The organism is Eubacterium sp. AF16-48 (genome assembly GCF_003479405.1).
Lineage (GTDB): Bacteria > Bacillota > Clostridia > Lachnospirales > Lachnospiraceae > Eubacterium_G > Eubacterium_G segne.
This window is the reverse complement of the sequence record NZ_QUHB01000006.1, coordinates 22,592-45,638: the sequence shown is the minus strand read 5'-3', so window position 1 is coordinate 45,638 and position 23,047 is coordinate 22,592. Positions and strand designations below refer to the sequence as shown.

Below are 23,047 nucleotides of genomic sequence, written 5' to 3'. Positions count from 1 at the left end.
TAAATGTGTAAAAAACATATCGACTTTTATTGACCTTGCTTCCCTTATGATGACAGGGTTTTACATTGGTTTTGGATTGGTTTTTATAGTTATAAAAATATTGTAAATAACGTTGTGATATTATATAATTAAAAAAGTGTTCATTTAAACTTGACACTTTGAAAATTTATATGTTGGTGCTTATTAAGTATCAGCAATGTAACCATTTTTAATTATGGAGGCGTAAAATGGGAAAATATTTTGGAACAGATGGATTCAGAGGCGAGGCTAATGTTAATTTAACGGCTATGCATGCCTTTAAAGTGGGAAGATTTATAGGATGGTATTACGGAAGATTTCATAAATGCTCCGTAGCTATTGGAAAAGATACAAGAAGAAGCAGTTATATGTTTGAGGATGCTCTTTCAGCAGGACTTACATCCACAGGTGCGGATGTATATTTACTTCATGTAACTACAACACCAAGTGTATCATATATAGTTAAAACAGAAGATTTTGATTGTGGAATTATGATTTCAGCCAGCCATAACCCTTATTATGATAATGGAATAAAACTTATCAATGGAAAGGGCGAAAAAATGGAGCAGAATTTCATTGATGAAGTTGAAAAATACATTGATGCAGACTTTGACTCAATACCTTATGCAACCATGGATAAAATAGGAAGAACCATTGACTATTTTGCAGGTAGAAACAGATATATGGGATATCTTATGACATTGGCAAAAAATTCCTTCAGAAACATTAAGGTCGGACTTGATTGTTCAAACGGTAGTGCATGGACTATAGCCAAAAGCGTATTTGATGCATTAGGAGCAGATACATATGTTATTAATAATGAACCAAACGGTGTAAATATTAATATGGGATGCGGTTCTACCCACATTGAGGCATTACAGAAATTTGTAAAAGAAAAGAAGTTAGATATTGGTTTTGCCTATGACGGGGATGCAGACAGATGTTTCTGTGTGGATGATCAGGGAAATGTGGTAAATGGTGACCTTATTTTATATGTATGTGGTGTGTATTTAAAACAAAACGGAGAGCTTGACAACAACACTGTAGTTACTACAGTAATGTCAAATATAGGATTATATAAAGCCTTTGATGCTGTTGGAATTAAATATGAGAAGACAGCAGTGGGTGATAAATATGTATATGAATGTATGAGAAAGAATGATTACCGTTTAGGCGGAGAGGAATCAGGACATATTATTTTCAGTAAATATGCAACAACAGGCGATGGAATCCTTACATCAATTAAGTTGATGGAGGTTATGATTTCTTCTAAGAGAAAAATGTCAGAGCTTATTAATCCGGTAACTATTTATCCACAGTGCCTTAAGAATGTTAAGGTCGCAAGTAAGCCGGAGGCAAGAAATGATGCTGATGTACAAAAGGCAGTAGATGAAGTGGCACAGCAGCTTGGAAATGATGGTAGAATCTTAATTAGGGAAAGCGGAACAGAGCCGGTTATCCGTGTTATGGTTGAAGCAAAAACAGACCAGTTAGCAGAGGAATGTGTTGACAGGGTTGTTAATGTAATTAAGAAAAAAGGTTACGCAGTATAATGACATACAAAAAAGGATATTTTATAAAGCTATGGGCAGTAAGAGTTATTCTTATTGCTCTTATAGCATTGTGGATGAGCACCATATTTGGCTTTTCCGCCGAAAATGGAGAACAGTCTCAGTCACTTAGTGATAAAATAACAGTTCAGGTTGTTCATATTTTAAAAAGTGATTATGAGGATATGAATGTTAAGGCCAAAGAAGAATACTTTAATACAGTAAGTTTCATTGTGAGAAAAACGGGACATTTTGGAGAATATGGAATTTTAGGAGTTCTTATTTCAATATTTTTGTTGACATTTGAAAAAATACGAAACAAAAAAAGATATATTGTAATTTTAATAACTACCATTATAGGTATGGTGTATGCATCTTCCGATGAAGTTCACCAGAATTTTGTGGATGGAAGAAGCCCTAAGGTTATGGATGTTTGCATTGATACAACAGGCTGCTTTATGGGAGTGGTTTTTGTTACAATAATATGGTTTTTAATTTGCAGGAGGAAGAGAAAAAATGTGGCAGGATAATATAAGAAAGGTTACTCCCTACACGCCGGGAGAACAGCCAAAGGACAAGGATGTAATTAAACTTAATACCAATGAGAGTCCATATCCACCTTCACCCATGGTACAGGAGGTTGTAAGAAGTGTTGAAAATAACAGAAACAGGCTTTATCCTGACCCGGAAGCAGCAGTTTTAACTGATGCCATCGCTAAATATTATAATGTTGATTCTAATCAGGTGTTTGTAGGTGTAGGTTCAGATGATGTGATTGGAATGAGCTTTCTTACATTTTTTAATTCAGAAAAGCCTATATTGTTTCCTGACATAACATATTCCTTTTATGATGTGTGGGCAGATTTGTTTAAAATAAAATATGAGATGAAACCGTTGAATGAGAAATTTGAAATTGTAAAAGAAGATTATCTTGTGGAAAACGGTGGTATTATTTTTCCAAATCCCAATGCTCCTACAGCAGTGGAAATGCAGCTGGATGATATAGAATATATTATAAAGAACAATAGGGATTCAGTGGTAATTATAGATGAAGCTTATGCTGATTTTGGAGATGTTTCAGTGCTTGGTCTTGTGAATAAATACGAAAATCTTCTGGTGGTAAGAACCTATTCTAAATCCCGCGCATTAGCAGGAATGCGTATAGGATATGCCATTGGCAGCAAAACGTTAATTAGCGCCCTTAAGGCCGTTAAATTCTCATATAATTCATATACAATGAATCATGTGTCTATTTATGCAGGGGCTGCTGCAATAAATGATGATAAGTATTTTAAGGAAATTGTATCAAAGGTAGTAAATACCCGTGAAAAAGCTAAGGATACGCTTAAAAAACTGGGATTTTCCTTTACGGACTCAAAGACTAATTTTCTATTTGCAACTCACAAAAGTGTGCCGGCAGAGAAAATATTTGAGGAATTAAAGAAGAGAAAAATATATGTAAGGTATTTTAATAAGCCAAGGATAAATAATTATTTAAGAATTACTATAGGTACAGATGAGGAGATGGAAAAATTATACGAAGCTCTTAAGGAAATTGTTGAATAAAGGAAATATCTGATATGTTTTCAATCTATGGTAAAGATGTTATTTAGCATTATATATAAGGGACACATTTAACATAAAAATGTAACAAATTGTTAATTTTATATATAAAAAAATATAAAATTTCTGAGTAGAATAAAATACATAGGAAAGAGATGACAGATGGGATTTATGTCCCATCTGATTTACTATGAAGATTAAATGTCATAGTAGAAAGAATCCTATAGATTTTATGACAGGAGGCGAAATATATGAATATTAGTAAATTTACTCAAAAATCCGTTGAGGCTATACAAAATTGTGAAAAGATAGCCGGAGAATACGGAAATCAGGAAATTGATCAGGAACATTTATTATTTGCGCTTGTTAGTTTAGAAGACAGTTTGATTATTAAGTTAATAGAAAAGATGGAAATACAGCCGGAGTACTTTAAAAACAGAGTTGAGGATTATATAGCCAAAAGACCTAAAGTACAGGGCGGCAATATGTATATGAGCCAGGCTCTTAATAATGTTTTAATAAGTGCAGAGGATGAAGCAAAGAGAATGGGAGATGAATATGTTTCAGTGGAACATTTATTTCTCACTATGCTTGACAAACCAAATAGGGAAATAGAGGAACTTTTTAAAGAATTTGGTATTACAAGGGAAAAGTTTTTAGGAGTGTTAGAAGAGGTAAGAGGTAATGTAAGAGTTACTTCGGATAATCCGGAGAGTACCTATGATGCACTGTCAAAATACGGTCAGGATTTAGTGGAAAGAGCAAGAAATCAGAAGCTTGATCCTGTTATTGGACGAGACAGTGAAATCAGAAATGTTATAAGAATTTTGTCAAGAAAAACCAAAAACAATCCGGTGCTGATTGGTGAACCCGGTGTTGGTAAAACAGCAGCAGTAGAGGGTTTGGCACAGCGTATTGTAAAAGGTGATGTTCCGGAGGGATTAAAGGATAAGAAGATATTCTCCCTTGACCTTGGTTCATTAGTGGCAGGTGCAAAGTACAGAGGTGAATTTGAGGAAAGGTTAAAGGCTGTACTTGAAGATGTAAAAAACAGCAATGGAGAAATCATTTTATTTATTGATGAACTTCATACTATCGTAGGCGCAGGAAAAACAGACGGGGCAATGGATGCAGGAAATATGCTAAAGCCTATGTTAGCAAGAGGAGAACTTCATTGTATAGGTGCAACTACCTTGGATGAGTATAGACAGTATATTGAAAAGGATAAGGCGTTAGAGAGAAGATTCCAGCCGGTAATGGTAAGTGAGCCATCAGTGGAAGATACAATATCTATCCTAAGAGGTCTTAAGGAAAGATATGAAGTGTTCCATGGAGTTAAAATTCAGGATGGGGCTTTGGTAAGTGCAGCAGTTTTATCAGACAGATATATAACAGACAGATATCTTCCTGATAAGGCAATAGATTTAGTAGATGAGGCTTGTGCCCTTATTAAAACCGAGATGGATTCCATGCCTACGGAGCTTGATGAATTAAGACGTAAGGTTATGCAGATGGAAATCGAGGAAGCTGCCTTAAAGAAGGAAACGGATAATTTAAGCAAAGAGAGACTGGCGGAATTACAGAAGGAACTTGCTGAAAGCCGTGATGAATTTAATAACAGAAAGGCACAGTGGGAAAATGAGAAAAATTCCGTAAACAGATTGCAGCAGCTTCGTGAACAGGTTGAAAATGTTAAGAAAGAAATTGAGAAGGCACAAAGCGAATATGATTTGAATAAGGCAGCAGAACTTCAATATGGAAAGTTGCCTGAACTTCAAAAACAGCTTGGAGTGGAAGAACAAAATGTAAAGGATAAGGATTTGTCATTAGTAAGGGAAAGTGTTACAGATGAGGAAATTGCCAGAATTATTTCCAGATGGACAGGAATTCCGGTGGCAAAACTTACTGAAACAGAAAAAAATAAAACATTACATCTTGATGAGGCTCTTCATAAGAGGGTTATCGGTCAGGATGAAGCTGTGACGAAGATTACTGAGGCAATAATCAGGTCTAAAGCAGGAATTAAGGATCCCGGAAAACCAATTGGTTCTTTCCTGTTCTTAGGACCTACAGGTGTAGGTAAAACAGAACTGGCAAAGGCATTGGCAGAAAATCTGTTTGATGATGAAAGTAATATGGTAAGAATTGACATGAGTGAGTACATGGAAAAATATAGCGTGTCAAGACTTATAGGAGCACCTCCGGGATATGTAGGATACGATGAAGGTGGTCAGCTGACAGAGGCAGTAAGAAGAAAACCCTATTCGGTAGTGTTATTTGATGAGGTAGAAAAGGCACATCCTGATGTGTTTAATGTGTTACTTCAGGTATTAGATGATGGTCGAATAACTGATTCTCAGGGAAGAACAGTTGACTTTAAGAATACTATCCTGATTATGACATCAAACATCGGTTCTTCATATCTGTTAGAGGGAATAGATGATGCCGGAAACATAAAGAAGGAAAATCAGGAATTTGTAATGAACGATTTAAGAAATCATTTCAGACCTGAGTTTCTTAACCGTTTAGACGAAATCGTAATGTTTAAGCCACTTACTAAGGACAATATAGGTGGAATTGTTGATTTGATTGTAGCTAACGTAAATAGGCGTTTAGCAGACAGGGATTTAAAGATTTCACTTACTGATGATGCCAAAAAGTTTGTGGCAGATAACGGATATGATCCGGTTTATGGCGCAAGACCTCTTAAGAGATACCTGCAGAAAAATGTTGAAACAATAGCTGCTAAGGTTATTCTTGAAGGAAACGTTGATATGGGAGATACAATATGCTTTTATGTAGATGGTGACAGGTTAGCTGCTAAGGTAGAAAAGAATAATAAATAAAATGTAAAGCAATGGTTGTCATTGGAAAATAATTAAAAAGTATGCTTAGAATATACAAATAAGATACATTACTTTATTAAATTTAGATTATAGTCAATAAATTTAAGGGCAATAGTATCAAAGTATTTTCTAAACAAATCCAAATGACAACCATTTATTTATGGAGGTAATTATGGATAGAGTATTAGAAACAATTAAAACAAGAAGAAGCATCAGGGCGTACAAGCCTGATATGGTGGAAAAGGAATTAATTGACAAGGTTATTGAAGCAGGAACATATGCTGCTACAGGAAGAGGAAATCAGTCCCCTATTATAATTGCAGTAACTAACAGGGAAGTCAGGGACAAATTATCTAAAATCAATGGAAAGATAATGGGAACAGACACAGATCCTTTTTATGGAGCACCGGTAGTGCTTATTGTTTTGGCAGATAAAACTAAGAATACATATCTTTATGATGGAAGTCTTGTTATGGGAAACATGATGCTTGAAGCTCACAATTTAGGTTTAGGAAGTTGTTGGATTCACAGAGCAAAAGAAGAATTTGAAAGTGAGGAAGGAAAAGAAATCCTTAAATCTCTTGGAATAACAGGAGATTATGAAGGAATAGGTCATTGTGTTTTAGGCTATATTAAGGGAGATGCACCTGAGGCAGCACCTAGAAAAGAAGATTATGTTTACTACATAGACTAATATTTAATACCACTTTTGACTTAATTTGTTCAGTGACAATCCAATGTGATTTAGTAATAATTTTTTACGAAGGAATATAATGAGTGAATTAAGCAAAAGAAAGAGAAGAAGAAAAGTAAGAAAAATAAGGGCAGTGCTTGCCGTTACAGTGTTAACGGCAGGTATATTGCTTTTGGCAGGAATTTTTAAACATTTAAGTGCATCATCTGATGTAGAGATTAAAGAATCACCGGTGGAAAATCATCAGGTGTTAGAAACAACAGAAAAGGAAACTGCTTTACAGATACCATCCTGGATAGATAAGCAGATAATAAAAAAGGATGGAAAGTCCAGAAGGGGCATTAAACTTAAAGAAGTGAAGGATGTTGTAATTCATTATGTAGGAAATTCCGGAACAACAGCTCAGCAAAATCATGATTTTTATGCAGGAGATGACTCAGATGTAAGTTCTCATTTTATTGTGGGATTGGATGGTGAGATAATTCAGTGCATTCCGTTAGATGAACATTCAGAGGCAAGCAATTGGAGAAATAGGGATTCCATTTCCATTGAAGTGTGTCATATGGATGAAACAGGAGAATTTGGCAAAAAAACATATAAATCTCTCGTTAAGCTTGTGACATGGCTTGAAAGTGTTTATGGTTTAGATGAAGAACATGTAATAAGGCATTATGACATTACGGAGAAAGAGTGTCCTAAATATTTTGTTGATCATGAAGATGAGTGGGAGCTGTTTAAAGAAAAAGTCAGAGATTACAGAATAAAAAAATATACAGGGAATAAGTGAAAATATCGAACATTTTATATAAGGGGTTATAATTAAGTTAAACTACAGATTTGAGGAAAAGTATGGCTAAGAAAAGCAAAAGAAAGAGAAAGTTAAGAAAAGGAAGAATAGTTATGGCTGTTATTATTGTGGCGGCCATAGTTATTATGTCCTGTTTAGTAGTAAAAAGGATTAATCAAAACAGTGAGGCCAAAAAAGTTAAAAATTTGGCGGAAATTAAGATACCGGATTGGATTGATTCTCAAATAATAGATGTGGATGGCGCTTCAAGAAATGGATATAAATTAAAGGGTGTAAAAGACATTGTAGTTCACTATGTAGGAAATCCGGGGACAACAGCTCAGCAAAATCATAATTTCTATGCAGGAGATCAGTCTAATGTAAGTTCTCATTTCGTTGTGGGATTAGATGGGGAAATTATTCAATGCATTCCTATAAATGAATGGTCTGCGGCAAGCAACTGGAGAAATAATGATACAATTTCCATTGAGGTGTGTCATCCTGATGAAACGGGAAAATTTAAAAAGAAAACCTATAGCTCTTTAGTAAAACTTGTGGCATGGTTAGAAAATGTATGTGATATAGATGAAAGCCATGTAATAAGACATTATGATATTACAAAGAAAGAATGCCCGAGATATTTTGTACAGCATGAGGACAAATGGAAAACATTTAAGAAAAATGTAGAAAAGTATAGATTGGCTCATTATTAAAAGACGCAGGTTGCGTCTTTTTTTACAACTAACCACAAAAACTATACATAAATATAAAAAATGATTTGGCAAAACAGTGGTGATAAATTCGATATGATATTATTGACTAATGAAGATAAGCAGTATTTAACAGACGGAATTTATAGTAACTATTCATCAGATTCTGATTCAAAGGTTTTGCCGGTAAATCTGCCTAATGTTATAAATCAGGAGGATTTTACATATAGAGATGGGATTTTTATGGCGAAGCCCAGGGCTTTAGAGAAATGATTCAGGTTTGTGTTACAGTAAAAAATGGGAAAATAAAAAGTATTAATATTATTAAATCCCAGGATGATGAATTATATTTTAACAAGGCGATATTACTGACAACTAAACATCTTTTGTTACGGTATTAATTGTGTTATGCTTATATACGATAGTTTTTGGACGATTTTTTTGCGGTTTTGCCTGTACATTTGGAACTTTAGGAGATTTTGTCCATGAGTTTTATGTCCTATGGGAGCAGTGTTTTCAATTCTTCCCGTACTGCCGCTTTTTTCTATAAGTAGAAATAGAGAGCAGTGCATAAAAGGGTGCAGTGGATGTACAAAGGTATGTTCATCAAAAATTGAACTTACGGATTTAAAGGAAGATATTCAGCCGGGAGATTGCTTTATGTGCCAAAAATGTATGAATATTTGTCCAAAACAAAATGTTAAATTGGGATTGGTAAAGGGAAATGGAATTACATTTATTATAGTAAGAGGGCTGATTCTAATTTTAATAATGAAATGGTCAGGAATTTAGAAAAAACGGGAGCAGTTTATGAGAAAAAAAGACGTGATTTTAGTGATTGTGGTTCTTTTAATAGCAGGTGTCATGTACGGTGCAATCCATTTTATACAAAAAGGTGAAGCCTCCACTGTAAAAATATCAGTTGATGGCAAAGTTTATGGAAAATATTCCATTAACAAGGACGAGATAATAGATATAAAAACTTCAAAAGGTAGAAATGTAATAAATATTCATAATGGTTACGTGGAAATGGAAGAGGCGGATTGTCCGGATAAGTATTGTATAAAGCAGGGAAAGATTAAAAATACAGGGCAGACAATTGTATGTCTTCCACATAAAGTAGTTGTTGAGATAATTAAACAGAACATAGTCAATGAAAATAACGATGTGGATGCTGTTGTAAAGTAGAAATAATTAATAATTTAATGGGAGGTCAAGATATGAGCACAAAAAGAATAGCAAATATGTCCATGTTAGTGGCACTTGCCATAATATTTAGCTATATTGAATTTCTTATTCCCATTAATTTAGGAATTCCGGGAATGAAATTAGGATTGGCAAATCTGGTAATTGTTATAGCATTATATATATTAAAAATCAGTGATGTCTGGATTATTTCTATACTTAGAATCCTGATTATGGGATTTATGTTTGGAAGTGGTATGTCAATAATTTATAGCCTTGCAGGAGCAGTGTTTAGTCTCATTGTTATGTCAGTTATTAAAAAAATAGGGGGGTTTAGTATTATTGGAGTAAGCATGGCAGGGGCAGTATGCCATAATATGGGGCAGGTGATGGTGGCAATAATTGTGGTAGAAAATGTTAGTGTTATATATTATGTGCCGGCACTTTTAGTGGCAGGTATAATTACAGGGGCAGTAATAGGCATAGTTTCAAAGAGGGTTTTATCAGTTATAAAAAAATAAACAAATTTTTTACCTAACAAGTTAGATACATTTAACAAAAGGCACAACAATTTACGATGAAGATGGAAACACATATGATGTTTTATATTGGAAAAATGATGATATCGGTGCATATGGTGAGTTTATGCGTGTGGATTTAACAGGCAATTATGGTGGATTAGGTTCATGGAAGATTTTTAAAGAGGAATTTGATGAGGCAAAGGCTGAATTTGCAAATCCACAAAGTCAGGCAACAGTAAATGAAGCAGTTGAACATTTAAAAAAGTTACCCTTGCAAGTAATAAATTAAAGAACAAGAAAAAATTATATGTCAGGTAAAAGCTGTAGGGGCTCAAAATGGTCAAGGTTTGTTAAGATTAAAATCAAAAAATAACTTTAGTAATTAATTTTTAAAATATATTTCGGATGATTTTCTATTTTATTCTATTTAAGAAAATCATCCGTTTTTGCTGTAATATTGATAACATATTTCCGTCAAATTTATTGAGTATATTTTGTATGAAAATTTACTAACAAATTTATTAGGAGAAAATATGAATCATTTAGATGAACTTGAGGCAGAAGCAATATACATAATGAGAGAAGTGGCGGCAGAATGTGAAAATCCTGTTATGCTTTATTCCATAGGAAAGGATTCGTCAGTAATGCTGCATTTGGCAATGAAAGCTTTTTATCCTGAAAAGCCACCATTTCCTTTTTTGCATGTAAATACTACATGGAAATTTAAGGAAATGATTGAATTTAGAGACCGCAGGGCAAAAGAACTGGGAATTGAAATGATTGAATACATAAATGAGGAAGGTGTTAAGAATAACATTAATCCTTTTGACTATGGTTCATCATACACAGACATAATGAAAACCCAGGCACTAAAGCAGGCTCTTGATAAATATGGGTTTACCGCAGCATTTGGCGGAGGAAGACGTGACGAGGAAAAATCAAGAGCAAAAGAGAGAATTTTTTCTTTTAGGAATAAACAACACGCATGGGATCCAAAAAATCAGAGACCGGAAATGTGGAAGCTTTTCAATACAAGAATTAACCAGGGAGAGAGTATAAGAGTATTTCCTTTATCAAATTGGACGGAAAAGGATATATGGCAGTATATAAAAAGAGAAAATATTCCTATTGTTTCATTATATTTTGCCAAAGAAAGACCGGTTGTTGAAAGAAATGGGCAGTTGATAATGGTTGATGATGACAGAATGAGATTGTTGCCGGGAGAAAAAGTTCAAAATAAAATGGTAAGATTTAGAACGTTAGGATGTTATCCGCTAACCGGAGGCATAGAGTCAAATGCTACGACATTAGATGAAATTATCGAAGAGACAATGGCATCAGTAGAATCCGAAAGAACCAGTAGAATAATAGATTCTGACGGAGGGGCTGCAAGCATGGAAAAAAGAAAAAGAGAAGGATATTTTTAAAATGGAAAGTTTATTGAAATTTATTACTTGCGGAAGTGTTGATGATGGAAAATCAACTTTAATTGGACATATGTTATATGATGCAAAGCTGATTTTTGCAGATCAGAAGAGAGCTTTGGAATTGGACTCTAAAGTCGGATCAAGAGAAGGAAACATAGATTATTCTTTGTTGCTTGACGGATTAATGGCTGAAAGGGAACAGGGAATTACAATAGATGTTGCATACCGTTATTTTGCTACTGAAAACAGAAGCTTTATTGTAGCGGATACTCCGGGACATGAAGAGTATACAAGAAATATGGCTGTTGGAGCTTCATTTGCATCCCTTGCCGTAATTTTGACGGATGCAAGTCAGGGTGTTTTGGTTCAGACAAGAAGACATGCAAGGATATGTTCTTTAATGGGAATAAAACATTTTGTTTTTGCGGTAAATAAAATGGATTTAGTGGATTATGATATTAAAATATTTGAAAAAATCCAAAAAGAAATAAATGGATTAATGTCAGAATTTGATTTTAAAACATTACAAATAATACCGGTATCTGCTACAGAGGGAGATAATATAACAAAGACATCTGACCGAATGCAATGGTATAAAGGCGTCCCATTACTTAAATATCTTGAGGAAGTGGATGTAAAGGAAGATGTTGAGGTTAAAGGATTTTCCATGCCGGTTCAAAGAGTGTGCCGTCCAAATCATAATTTTAGGGGATTTCAGGGGCAAATATCATCCGGAAAAATTTGCCGGGGAGATGATATAACTGTTTTGCCAAGTGGCGAAAAGGCAACGGTAAAAGAAATATACGAAGGTGATAAAAAAGTAAATCAAAGCAGTAAAGGTCATGGAGTGACAATTCAGCTGGACTCTGAAATTGATATATCAAGAGGATGTATTATAGAGAAAAATTATAATCTTTTGTGTGGAATGAATTTCTCAATTTGTATATTGTGGATGGACGACAAAAAACTAGTTGAGGGACGGAATTTCCTTATGAAAGTTGGAACAAAATTAGTTCCTGCAACAATTACAAAAATAAATTACAAAATTGATGTTAATACAGGTTCACAAGTATACGCAAAAGCAATCTTTAAGAATGAAATTGCTTTTTGTGAGGTTACGTTAGGGGAAAAAATAGTTGTTGATAAATTCATCAATAATAGGGAATTAGGTTCATTAATACTAATTGACAGAGTATCAAATATGACGTCGGCATGTGGACAAATTGCAGAAATTATCGATAATGAAAAAAATCTGACATGGCATGAAATGGATGTAACAAAGGAGTTAAGGGAACGTCAGTTATCTCAAAAAGCTTTTACGGTATGGATGACAGGACTTTCAGGGTCAGGAAAATCTACCCTTGCTAATGCATTGGAGAAAAGATTATTTACACTGGGAAAACATACAATGCTTCTTGATGGTGACAACATAAGAATGGGACTTAACAAAAATTTAGGATTTAATGAAGGAGACAGAGTGGAAAATATCCGCAGAATAGCTGAGGTTGCCAAATTAATGAATGATGCGGGGCTGATAGTAATTACATCATTTATTTCGCCATATAGTCAGGACAGACAAAGTGCAAAGGAAATAATAGGTGATGATTTTGTGGAAGTCTACGTAAGCACCCCTCTTGATGAATGTGAAAGAAGGGATGTTAAAGGTCTTTACAAAGAGGCAAGAAAGGGGAATATCAGGAGCTTCACGGGAATAAGCAGCCCTTATGAAATACCTGAAACACCGGATGTTGAAATAGACACCAGTGGAAAGAAAATAGAAGATTGTGTGAATACAATTATAGATAAGCTTAAAAAATATATTGAGGAATAATCATATATTATGAGTAATAAATTACAGCTGTTTACTTCAATGTTAAAAATCGGATGTATTGGATTTGGTGGTGGAAGTGCCATTATTCCCATAATTGAAGACGAGATAGTTGAAACAGGTATAGATACAAAGGAGAATATTGATAAGGATGTTATGGTGGCAAATATAACACCGGGAGCACTTCCGGTAGAAGTTGCTGCTTCAATAGGAAAAAGAGCTGGTGGAAACAAAGGAATGTTTTTATCAGCACTTGCCATGGCGCTTCCGGGAACGCTGGCAGCAATAGCAATTTTTACTATTTTTTCAACTATGAAATTAACAGTATTAAATGTTATTGAACTGGCGTCAGTTGGAGTTTCAATATTTATTTTGTATATGCTAAAAGTTTATATTGGAAATGTATTTAATAAGTGTGCAGGCAATACAAAATGTGAGAGAAAAACCGTTATTTTAATGGCAATATCATTATTTGTTGTTTGTGGCAAAAATTTATATCAGCTTTTAGGAATAAGTAAAACACCGGTATTTTCATTATCTGCCTTTAATGCCTTAATGTTATTTTTCTTTTGCATAATATTCATGGAAAACAACAGACATAAAAATGTGGGTTTCGTAGTGATAATGGTTATTATATCAACACTATTTGCTGTTACTCATGGAAAGGGAAATTATATTGATAATAATTATATTATGTATGCTTTGGATGCAATAATGATTATGATTTCTCTGGCAGGAATAGTAGATGATATGAAAAACAGTGGAATGAAGATAAAGATCTATAAGAATTTTTTTAAGGAACTTTTTATATGGATTGTATTTTTAGTCATATGTTCTATGCCGGCGTTAATAAATAATGCAAATATTGTGGAGTTTATTGGCAAAGGAATAATTTCGGCTTTTATGTCTTTTGGTGGAGGGGATGCATATTTAACTATTGCTGATGGGTTATTTGTAGATACAAATATGGTAACGGAAAGTCAGTTTTACGGTCATATAGTATCTGTTGTTAATGTTTTGCCGGGCTCCATATTATGTAAAACCTTATGTGGAGTAGGATACTACCTGGGAATTAACATATCAGGAAGTATTGTGACGGGAGTTTTATTTGCTATAGTTGGTTTTGCATGTAGCATTGCGGCATCATGTGGATTTTATATGACAATATATCATTTGTACAATAATCTAAGTTCACTGAGAATTATAAGTAGAATATCAGAATGTATTCGCCCGATTATAGCGGGATTTCTTATAAATATTTCATTATCATTGTGCAATCAGTCTGTAAGAGTAATGGGAAAGTATCAAATATCCGGAATAAGCACAATAATAATCGTTGTGCTAATGTTTATAATTACATGCTTACTAAAAAGTAAAACAAGGATAAGTAATGCTTTAATATTAGTATTGAATATAGGAACAGTTTTTATTATAAGGGCGCTACATTACATATAGGAGGAAACAAATGTCAACAGTATATTTGTGTATAGGAACACCAAAAACAGGAACTACAGCTCTTCAAAGCTTTATGAGAGAAAACGAAAAATTGTTAAATGAGCAGGGTTATGCATTCCCACAGTTAAATATTGGACTTAAGGGGATCTTTCGTGATAGAAATGCACATTTTTTAGTTAATTATATTACTCAGGATAATAATGATGAGCATAAATTAAAGCAGAAGGAGTTAAATGAAAAAGCATATGGGGAATTAGAAAAGTGCGGGAAAAAATTTGAAAATATTATTTTGTCTGATGAACAAATCTGGTACAGATGCAATTATGAGGAAAAATTTTGGGAGAGATTAAAAGAAGATTTTGGAAAAATTGATTGCAAGGTTAAGGTTGTTGTTTATTTAAGACGGCAGGATATGATTGTTCAGTCTTTATGGAATCAGCTTATAAAAATGCACAGACGTAAAATACATACATTTGAAGAAAGTCTGGAAATAAATGATTATGATTATTTTCCGTTAGACTATTTTAAACAATTAAAAAATATTGAGGAACATATAGGAAAAGATAACCTTATTGTAAGAGTTTATGAGAAAAAACAGCTAAAAAATCAGTCATTATATGAAGATTATTTTGATATTATGGGAGTTAAGCTTAATGAAAAATTTACTTATAATCAGGTTGCAGGAAACGTGGGACTTACAGGAAATTATATAGAAATTAAAAGAATTATAAATGGGGTTACTGATTATAGGGAAATGGAGGATTTTTTATGCAGACCTATTATTAATGCCAGCATATATGGAAATAGTATTGAACCACAAAAAAAGGTAAGCTTTTTTTCTTATGATGAGCAGATTGAATTTTTAAATAAATACGAAAAAAGTAACAACCAAGTGGCAAAATATTATTTAAATAAAAATACAGGGCTTTTTGAAGAAGAAATAAAGGAATTTCCAAAGTGGAAAGTGGACAATGAAAAAATGTACCGTGATGTAATAATTTCCATGACAGAAGTTTTTTGCAGACAACAGCAACAGATACAGGATTTACAAAACAAATATAATGAAATTTCAGATATAAGAAAGAAGTTAGATGAAGAGAAAAGAAGGTTAGAATCTGTGTATAACAGTGCCATATTCAGATTATATAGAAAAATAAGATATATGGTAAAAAAACAAAAATAACATTAAAAGAGGGGATGTCATAAAAAGTGAACATCCCCTTTTAAATATTATTAATGGTAAAGCAGTAAATTACTTTTGCTTATAAGTTGCTAAGAAGTCCTTCATGGCATCCATGGAATTTTTTAAATCATCAATGCATGGAAGGTAAACAATTCTAAAGTGGTCAGGTGTTTCCCAGTGGAAACCACCCCCATGGGTAATAAGAATTTTCTTTTCCTTAAGCAAATCAAGAGAGAATTGCTCATCATTTGTGATGTTAAACTTCTTAATGTCTAGTTTAGGGAAAATATAAAATGCAGCCTTAGGTTTGTAGGCTGAAAGCCCCGGAATATCCTGTATCGCATTATATATGTATTCTCTTTGTTCATAAATTCTACCACCTGGTGCTACCATTTCCCTGGCATCTTCAAGATTAGCCAAAGCAGTAGGAATAAGGGACTGGGCAGGTACGTTAGAACATAAACGCATAGAAGACAAAAGATTAATTCCTTCTATATAACCCTTAGCCTTAGACTTGTCACCGCAAAGGCACATCCATCCACATCTGTATCCTGCAATAAGATGGGATTTTGATAAACCGTTAAATGAAACAGTAAGTAAATCAGGTGCCAGCGAAGAAAGGGCAACATGCTCTTCCCCATCCATTACCAGACGGTCATATATTTCATCAGCAAACAAAATTAATTCATGCTCTCTTGCAAGTTCAACAATCTGTTGTAAAACTTCCTTAGAATAAAGGGCACCAGTAGGGTTGTTAGGGTTAATAACAACAATTGCCTTGGTTTTGTCTGTGATTTTTCTCTTCATATCCTCAATATCAGGAAACCATTCAGACTGCTCATCGCAAATATAGTGAACTGCAGTTCCCCCTGCTAAAGTAACTGAAGCTGTCCATAAAGGATAATCAGGAGAAGGAACTAAAACTTCATCACCATTATTTAAAAGTCCCTGCATAGACAAGGTTATAAGTTCACTTACACCGTTACCTGTATAAATATCATTTATAGTAACATTAGGCATGTTTTTCTTTTGGCAATATGAAAGAATTGCCTCTCTGGCTGAAAAAAGCCCCTTTGAATCTGAATAACCTTCAGTAAGAGTAAGGTTTTCAGACATTTTATCTATAATTGCCTCTGGCGCTTCAAAGCCAAAAGGAGCAGGATTGCCAATATTTAATTTGATAATTTTTTCACCCTGGGCAATCATTTTGTTAGCCTCGTCCATAACAGGACCTCTGATATCGTAACATACATTGTCAAGCTTTGTTGATTTTTCAAATGTTCTCATTTACTTCACCTCTCAAAAAAAATACCCTAAGCGAAAACGCTTAGGGCGAATAATCAAATCCGTGTTACCACCTAAATTCAGGATTAAACCTGCACTCAGTCATCACAATTATGATGAATCCCTGTAACGTGGGAAAACGTCAGAAACTAATAAGATAAAATCTGTTCGTAACTGCTGCTTAGGAACTGCTTCAAAACAAACCGTGTAAGAATTTTCACCAGCCATTCTCTCTCTGAAACCGTGAATGAGTTTACTATTTTCCGTCACTGCATTTAAATATTAACAAAAATAATCATATCCCCATAAGAAATAAAAGTCAATGCTAAATTTAACAATGCAATATTTTTATTCTTTATTTTGTGCTATAATTAGTCATGGCTAACGAATTGCCATAATTAATAATATGAGAAAAGTATGTAATTATGAATTTAAAAATAGAAGAGTTAAACTATCTCCTTACAACTAAAAATGAAGAAGTAACAGACAATCTTAAGAAAAAAGCAAGGGGAATAGCAGATGATATATTTGGTAAAAAAATATATACAAGAGGGCTTATTGAATTTACTAACTACTGTAAAAACAATTGCTATTATTGTGGAATAAGAAGGGAAAATAAAGGTGCTATCAGATATCGTCTTGACAGGAAGGAAATAATTAACTGTTGTGATAATGGGTATCAATTAGGGTTTAGAACTTTTGTGCTACAGGGAGGAGAGGATGCCTATTATACTGATGATGAGGTTTGTGCAATAGTGTCTTCAATAAAGGAAAAATATCCGGATTGTGCAGTAACATTGTCCATAGGAGAAAAGAAAAAAGCAAGTTATTTAGCGTTTTTTAATGCCGGTGCAGACAGATATCTTTTAAGACATGAAACAGCAGACAAAAAGCATTATGAAAGATTGCATCCAGATGATATGTCTTTTGAAAACAGAAAGAGATGTTTGTATGATTTAAAGGAAATAGGATATCAGACAGGGTGTGGATTTATGGTAGGTTCGCCTTATCAGACAATGGAATCCATATATAAGGATTTACGGTTTATTGAGGATTTACAGCCGGAAATGGTGGGAATCGGGCCTTTTATTCCACATAAAGACACGGAATTTAAAAATTATAGGGCAGGTTCTCTTGAAATGACCCTTAGACTTTTAAGTATTATAAGAATTATGAAGCCAGATGTGCTGCTTCCTGCAACTACAGCATTAGGAACCATTCATCCCATGGGTAGGGAAATGGGAATATTAGCAGGAGCTAATGTAGTAATGCCTAATTTGTCTCCTGTAAATGTAAGAAAAAAATATGCTTTATATGATAACAAAATCTGTACAGGAGAAGAGGTGGCAGAGTGCCGGGGATGCCTTGATGGAAGAATAAAAAGCATAGGATATAACATAGTCACTGACAGAGGAGATTATGTTCCAATTAAAAATAAGAAAGTGTGACATAAATGTATAACGTAAAATCATTAAATGCAGATGAGTTTATTTCAGATGAAGAAATAAGGGAAACATTAAAATATGCTGATGAAAATAAAAATAATATTAAATTAATTAATGAAATTTTAGGGAAAGCATCAAAAAAGAAAGGATTAAATCATAGAGAGGCATCTGTTCTTTTAGCCTGTGACATACCTGAAAAAGTACAGGAAATGTATAAGCTGGCAAATGAAATAAAGCAGGATTATTACGGAAACAGAATAGTTTTATTTGCTCCACTGTATTTATCAAATTATTGTGTAAACGGGTGTGTTTACTGCCCCTATCATATGAAAAATAAGCATATTGCCAGAAAAAAACTGACTCAGGAGGAAATAGTCAAGGAAGTTACCGCATTGCAGGATATGGGACATAAAAGACTTGCCATTGAGGCAGGAGAAGACCCGGTTAATAATCCTATTGAATATATATTAGAGTGTATTAAAACCATATATGGAATTAAACATAAAAATGGGGCAATACGTCGTGTAAATGTAAATATTGCAGCTACCACGGTAGAAAATTACAGAAAATTAAAAGAAGCAGAAATCGGAACATATATTTTGTTTCAGGAAACTTATCACAAGAAAAGCTATGAACAGCTGCATCCTACAGGTCCAAAGCATAATTATAATTACCATACCGAGGCAATGGACAGGGCAATGGAAGGTGGAATTGATGATGTGGGTCTGGGAGTTTTGTTTGGACTGGAAATGTACCGCTATGAGTTTGCAGGTCTGCTAATGCATGCAGAACACTTAGAGGCAGTGTTTGGTGTGGGGCCTCATACCATTAGCGTTCCAAGAATAAAAAGAGCTGATGATATTGATCCGGATGTATTTGATAATGGAATAAGTGATGATATTTTTGCCAAAATATGTGCTTTAATAAGAATATCAGTTCCTTATACGGGAATGATTATTTCCACAAGGGAAAGTAAGAAGGTAAGAGAAATGGTACTGCCTCTTGGAGTATCACAAATCAGCGGAGGTTCAAGAACCAGCGTAGGGGGCTATGATAAGCCTGAAATTAAAGAGGAGCTCACCACAGAACAGTTTGATGTAAGTGATACAAGAAGTCTTGATGAAGTAGTAAACTGGCTTATAAAGTTAGGATATATTCCAAGCTTTTGTACCGCCTGCTACAGGGAGGGACGAACAGGAGACAGATTTATGGCATTGTGTAAAAATATGCAGATACTAAACTGTTGTCATCCTAATGCCCTTATGACTTTAAAGGAATACCTTGAGGATTACGCTAAAGATGATACAAGAGAATTGGGAATGAAACTTATAGAAGAGGAATTAAAGAAGATTCCTAACGAAAAGGTAAGACAAATTGCTTATAATCATATTCACGATATAGAGGATGGCAAAAGAGATTTCAGATTTTAAGGAATTAATGGAGGAAAAATGACTTTAAACAGTACACCGTCAGCTAACAGGATTCACATAGGAGTTTTTGGACGAACCAATTCAGGAAAGTCATCATTTATTAATGCATTTTCAGGGCAGAATGTATCTATAACGGCAAATGTAGCAGGAACAACTACTGATCCGATTTACAAACCAATGGAAATTAATCCCATTGGTCCCTGTGTCATAATAGATACTGCCGGTCTTGATGATAAAAGTGAATTAGGAAAAAGGAGAATAGAAAAAACGAAATTAGCAGCTGAAAAGTCAGATGTTGCCATAATAGTTATTTCTTCGGAAATTAATGATTTTGACAGTTTAAATGATGGTGAGTTTAAGTGGTATAACTATTTTAGAAAAAAAGATACACCGGTAATATTTGTTATAAATAAAATTGATTTAAATGAAAATACCGGAAATTTAAAGGAATATATAACACATAAAATAAAGGATTGCCTAATTATTGAACTGTCTGCAAAAACAAAGGAAGGAATGGGCGATTTTAAAAAATTCTTATTCAGTCTTAGTTTAGAAGAAGAAAGAACCATTACGGGAAATCTGGTAAAAAAGGGAGATATGGTTTTGCTTGTTATGCCTCAGGATATTCAGGCGCCTAAAGGAAGACTTATTTTGCCTCAGGTTCAGACTATAAGGGAACTTTTAGACAAAAAATGTAAGGCTTTAAGTGTTACTACAGACCAATATGTGGAAGCACTTGATATGCTAAAAGAGGCACCGAAACTTATAATTACTGATTCACAGGTTTTTGATTATGTGTATGAAAATAAGCCAAAAGAAAGTCTTCTTACTTCATTTTCGGTTTTATTTGCAGCCCTTAGGGGAGATATTAATTACTATTTGGAAAGTGTAAAGTGTATAGACAAGCTGACTGAAAATTCCAAGGTGCTTATAGCGGAATGTTGCAGTCATGCACCTTTAGAAGAAGATATAGGAAGGGAAAAAATACCTAAAATGCTTAAAAAACGCATAGGAGATAATCTTACTATAGACATTGTAAGTGGAAATGATTTCCCTGAAAATTTGAAAGAGTACGATTTGATAATTCAATGTGGTGCTTGTATGTTTAACAGAAAATATGTTATGTCAAGAGTAGAAAGTGCCATAAGTCAGGGAGTACCTATGACAAATTACGGTGTAACCATTGCCTATATAAAAGGAATACTGGAAAAAATAGAAGTTTAGTTATATCTTGAAACATTTATGGGAAATGTTATAATTTTATAAAAACATTGGGAGATGATTATAATGAAGCATAATGAAGATAAAACAAATGTTATGAGATTATTAGACCAAAAAAAAATTAAGTATAAAATGCACAATTATGCAGATACAGAGGCAATTAGCGGAACAGAGGTAGCTAATGCTTTAGGACAGAATCCTGAAATGGTATTTAAAACTTTAGTTACCGTGGGAAAGACAAACAATCACTATGTTTTTTTAGTTCCGGTGGAAAAAGAATTAGATTTGAAAAAAGCAGCCAAATGTGTAGGGGAAAAGAAAATAGACATGATAAAGTCAAAGGAACTTTTAGGACTTACAGGTTATATTCATGGTGGATGCTCTCCTATTGGAATGAAAAAGTTTTTCAGAACAACAATTGATGAAACAGCAGGGAATTTTGATACAATAATGTTTAGTGGTGGAAAAATAGGATATCAGGTAGAAACTTCCATTGAAGAATTAAAAAAAATAATTAAGTTTGAATTAGCAGATATAACCACAGATAATAAATAAAAGGAATTATTTTACAGTGCATACATATAATGTATAGATTAAATAGGAATGTTTAAGTCTATGTTGATAAAAATGCAGGTTAATACTCAGGATAAGGGAGAATTACAGGTAAACATTGTAGATAGTGAAAATGCTCCAATAAAGGATGCAAGAGTTATTATCAGAAAACCACGTATTTTGCCGGAGCAGCCAATTAATTCCGGAGACATGATAGAGGAATTAAATACGGATATTTCAGGGCAGACACAGGTGGTGGATTTAGATGCCCCTCCTCTTGAATACAGTCTAAATGAGAATAACGAGGAAATGCCTTACGCAAATTACGATGTGGAAATTGATGCGCCGGGATATGAAGTGGAAAATGTGGAAAATGTGGAAATTCTACCAAGGTCTTTGGCAATTCAAAATGTGAAATTAAGGAAAACTCAGGAAGAAAATATTAATATACCTCCTCATACCCTTTATTACGAATATCCTCCAAAGATTCCCGAGGATGAAATAAAGGATGTAGGGGAACCGGGAGAAATCGTATTGAGCCGTGTGGTAATACCGGAGTATGTTGTGGTTCACGATGGCGTGCCATCCTCTAATGCAAAGGATTATTATGTAACATATAAAGATTACATTAAAAATGTGGCATCCTCTGAAATATATGCCACATGGCCTGAGGCAACCTTAGAGGCAAACATTCTGGCAATTATGTCTTTTACATTAAATCGTGTATACACAGAGTGGTACAGAAATAAGGGAAAAGACTTTACAATTACATCTTCTACGGCATATGATCAGAAATGGATTAACGGAAGAAATATTTTTGAATCCATAAGCCGTGTAGTTGATAATATATTTGATCAGTATTTATCATTGCCTGATGTAAGGCAGCCAATCCTTACCCAGTACTGTGATGGCAAAAGGGTAAAATGTCCTAACTGGTTAAGTCAGTGGGGTTCCTGTAATTTAGGGGAGCAGGGGTATTCCACCTTGGAAATAATCAGAAATTACTACGGAGATGAAATGTATATTAATACTGCTGAACAAATATCAGGAATACCGGCATCCTGGCCGGGATATGATTTAACTATAGGAGCCAGTGGACAGAAAGTAAGACAGCTTCAGGAACAGCTAGATACAATTGCCCAGGTATATACAGCCATACCACGTTTAGTGGCAGATGGAGTGTATGGAGAAAATACTCAGGCATCAGTAAGGGCTTTTCAGAAGATATTTGATTTGCCTCAGACAGGAATAACGGATTTTGCCACATGGTATAAAATTTCACAAATATATGTGGGAATAACCAGAATTGCAGAAGGAATTCCAAGAGGATAAATCATAAAATGTCATA

At 34.0% G+C, this 23,047-nt stretch carries 22 protein-coding genes and 1 other annotated feature; of the genes, 21 read left to right on the top strand and 1 reads right to left on the bottom strand.

Going from position 1 to position 23,047, the window contains the following annotated elements; genetic code table 11:
• The first annotated feature begins 227 nt into the window (after positions 1–227).
• The 16 genes from glmM (at position 228) to DWW68_RS07995 (ending at position 15,767) form a co-directional block, all read left to right on the top strand.
• Positions 228–1,571 (top strand): phosphoglucosamine mutase, encoded by a 1,344-nt coding sequence (gene glmM, locus DWW68_RS08065; protein ID WP_021953832.1) that lies wholly within the window; start codon positions 228–230, stop codon positions 1,569–1,571.
• Positions 1,571–2,098, top strand: coding sequence for a VanZ family protein (locus DWW68_RS08060; RefSeq protein ID WP_118589339.1), 528 nt, complete (start codon positions 1,571–1,573; stop codon positions 2,096–2,098). Before glmM ends, DWW68_RS08060 begins: the two co-directional genes overlap by 1 nt.
• On the top strand, positions 2,085–3,134 hold the full coding sequence (hisC, locus tag DWW68_RS08055; protein WP_118589338.1) for a histidinol-phosphate transaminase: 1,050 nt from the start codon (positions 2,085–2,087) through the stop codon (positions 3,132–3,134). Before DWW68_RS08060 ends, hisC begins: the two co-directional genes overlap by 14 nt.
• Positions 3,135–3,382: 248 nt before the next feature.
• Positions 3,383–5,977, top strand: coding sequence for an ATP-dependent chaperone ClpB (gene clpB / locus DWW68_RS08050; protein WP_118589337.1), 2,595 nt, complete (start codon positions 3,383–3,385; stop codon positions 5,975–5,977).
• A 172-nt stretch (positions 5,978–6,149) separates the two neighbouring features.
• On the top strand, positions 6,150–6,671 hold the full coding sequence (locus tag DWW68_RS08045) for a nitroreductase (RefSeq protein ID WP_118589336.1): 522 nt from the start codon (positions 6,150–6,152) through the stop codon (positions 6,669–6,671).
• Between the two features lie 79 nt (positions 6,672–6,750).
• Positions 6,751–7,458: a peptidoglycan recognition family protein gene (locus tag DWW68_RS08040; protein ID WP_118589335.1), complete on the top strand. Its 708-nt coding sequence runs from the start codon at positions 6,751–6,753 to the stop codon at positions 7,456–7,458.
• A gap of 62 nt (positions 7,459–7,520) precedes the next feature.
• Positions 7,521–8,171, top strand: coding sequence for a peptidoglycan recognition family protein (locus DWW68_RS08035; protein WP_118589334.1), 651 nt, complete (start codon positions 7,521–7,523; stop codon positions 8,169–8,171).
• Between the two features lie 93 nt (positions 8,172–8,264).
• Positions 8,265–8,441 carry a hypothetical protein gene (locus DWW68_RS13345; RefSeq protein WP_158576843.1) on the top strand — a complete coding sequence of 59 codons (177 nt, stop codon included), beginning with the start codon at positions 8,265–8,267 and terminating at the stop codon, positions 8,439–8,441.
• A gap of 228 nt (positions 8,442–8,669) precedes the next feature.
• Positions 8,670–8,960, top strand: coding sequence for a hypothetical protein (locus DWW68_RS13340; protein WP_147365659.1), 291 nt, complete (start codon positions 8,670–8,672; stop codon positions 8,958–8,960).
• Between the two features lie 18 nt (positions 8,961–8,978).
• On the top strand, positions 8,979–9,356 hold the full coding sequence (locus DWW68_RS08025) for a NusG domain II-containing protein (RefSeq protein WP_118589332.1): 378 nt from the start codon (positions 8,979–8,981) through the stop codon (positions 9,354–9,356).
• A 32-nt stretch (positions 9,357–9,388) separates the two neighbouring features.
• On the top strand, positions 9,389–9,874 hold the full coding sequence (locus DWW68_RS08020; protein WP_118589331.1) for a Gx transporter family protein: 486 nt from the start codon (positions 9,389–9,391) through the stop codon (positions 9,872–9,874).
• Between the two features lie 124 nt (positions 9,875–9,998).
• Positions 9,999–10,163, top strand: a complete 165-nt coding sequence (locus DWW68_RS13460) for a hypothetical protein (RefSeq protein WP_158576839.1) — start codon at positions 9,999–10,001, stop codon at positions 10,161–10,163.
• 244 nt (positions 10,164–10,407) lie between these two features.
• Positions 10,408–11,301, top strand: a complete 894-nt coding sequence (cysD, locus tag DWW68_RS08010) for a sulfate adenylyltransferase subunit CysD (RefSeq protein ID WP_118589329.1) — start codon at positions 10,408–10,410, stop codon at positions 11,299–11,301.
• Between the two features lies 1 nt (position 11,302).
• Positions 11,303–13,132 (top strand): adenylyl-sulfate kinase, encoded by a 1,830-nt coding sequence (gene cysC / locus DWW68_RS08005; protein WP_118589328.1) that lies wholly within the window; start codon positions 11,303–11,305, stop codon positions 13,130–13,132.
• A gap of 9 nt (positions 13,133–13,141) precedes the next feature.
• Complete coding sequence (locus DWW68_RS08000; RefSeq protein WP_118589327.1) at positions 13,142–14,584, top strand: chromate transporter; 1,443 nt, start codon at positions 13,142–13,144, stop codon at positions 14,582–14,584.
• 10 nt (positions 14,585–14,594) lie between these two features.
• The gene (locus DWW68_RS07995; protein WP_021953849.1) at positions 14,595–15,767 is read left to right on the top strand and encodes a hypothetical protein; all 1,173 of its coding nucleotides are present in this window, start codon (positions 14,595–14,597) and stop codon (positions 15,765–15,767) included.
• A gap of 69 nt (positions 15,768–15,836) precedes the next feature.
• Here DWW68_RS07995 and DWW68_RS07990 read toward each other — a convergent pair whose 3' ends face one another.
• A complete protein-coding gene (locus DWW68_RS07990) occupies positions 15,837–17,054 on the bottom strand; it encodes an aminotransferase class I/II-fold pyridoxal phosphate-dependent enzyme (RefSeq protein ID WP_118589326.1) in 1,218 nt (405 codons plus the stop codon).
• 38 nt (positions 17,055–17,092) lie between these two features.
• Positions 17,093–17,330, bottom strand: a binding site (T-box leader).
• A 146-nt stretch (positions 17,331–17,476) separates the two neighbouring features.
• Here DWW68_RS07990 and hydE point away from each other — a divergent pair.
• From hydE to DWW68_RS07965, 5 genes are all read left to right on the top strand, one after another.
• Entirely contained in the window at positions 17,477–18,499 is a 1,023-nt protein-coding gene (gene hydE, locus DWW68_RS07985; RefSeq protein WP_118589325.1) for a [FeFe] hydrogenase H-cluster radical SAM maturase HydE, read from the top strand.
• A 5-nt stretch (positions 18,500–18,504) separates the two neighbouring features.
• The gene (gene hydG / locus DWW68_RS07980) at positions 18,505–19,926 is read left to right on the top strand and encodes a [FeFe] hydrogenase H-cluster radical SAM maturase HydG (RefSeq protein ID WP_118589324.1); all 1,422 of its coding nucleotides are present in this window, start codon (positions 18,505–18,507) and stop codon (positions 19,924–19,926) included.
• An 18-nt stretch (positions 19,927–19,944) separates the two neighbouring features.
• Complete coding sequence (gene hydF, locus DWW68_RS07975) at positions 19,945–21,150, top strand: [FeFe] hydrogenase H-cluster maturation GTPase HydF (RefSeq protein WP_118589323.1); 1,206 nt, start codon at positions 19,945–19,947, stop codon at positions 21,148–21,150.
• 63 nt (positions 21,151–21,213) lie between these two features.
• Positions 21,214–21,702, top strand: coding sequence for a Cys-tRNA(Pro) deacylase (gene ybaK / locus DWW68_RS07970; RefSeq protein ID WP_021953854.1), 489 nt, complete (start codon positions 21,214–21,216; stop codon positions 21,700–21,702).
• Between the two features lie 60 nt (positions 21,703–21,762).
• Complete coding sequence (locus tag DWW68_RS07965; RefSeq protein WP_118589322.1) at positions 21,763–23,031, top strand: peptidoglycan-binding protein; 1,269 nt, start codon at positions 21,763–21,765, stop codon at positions 23,029–23,031.
• Positions 23,032–23,047 lie beyond the last annotated feature (16 nt).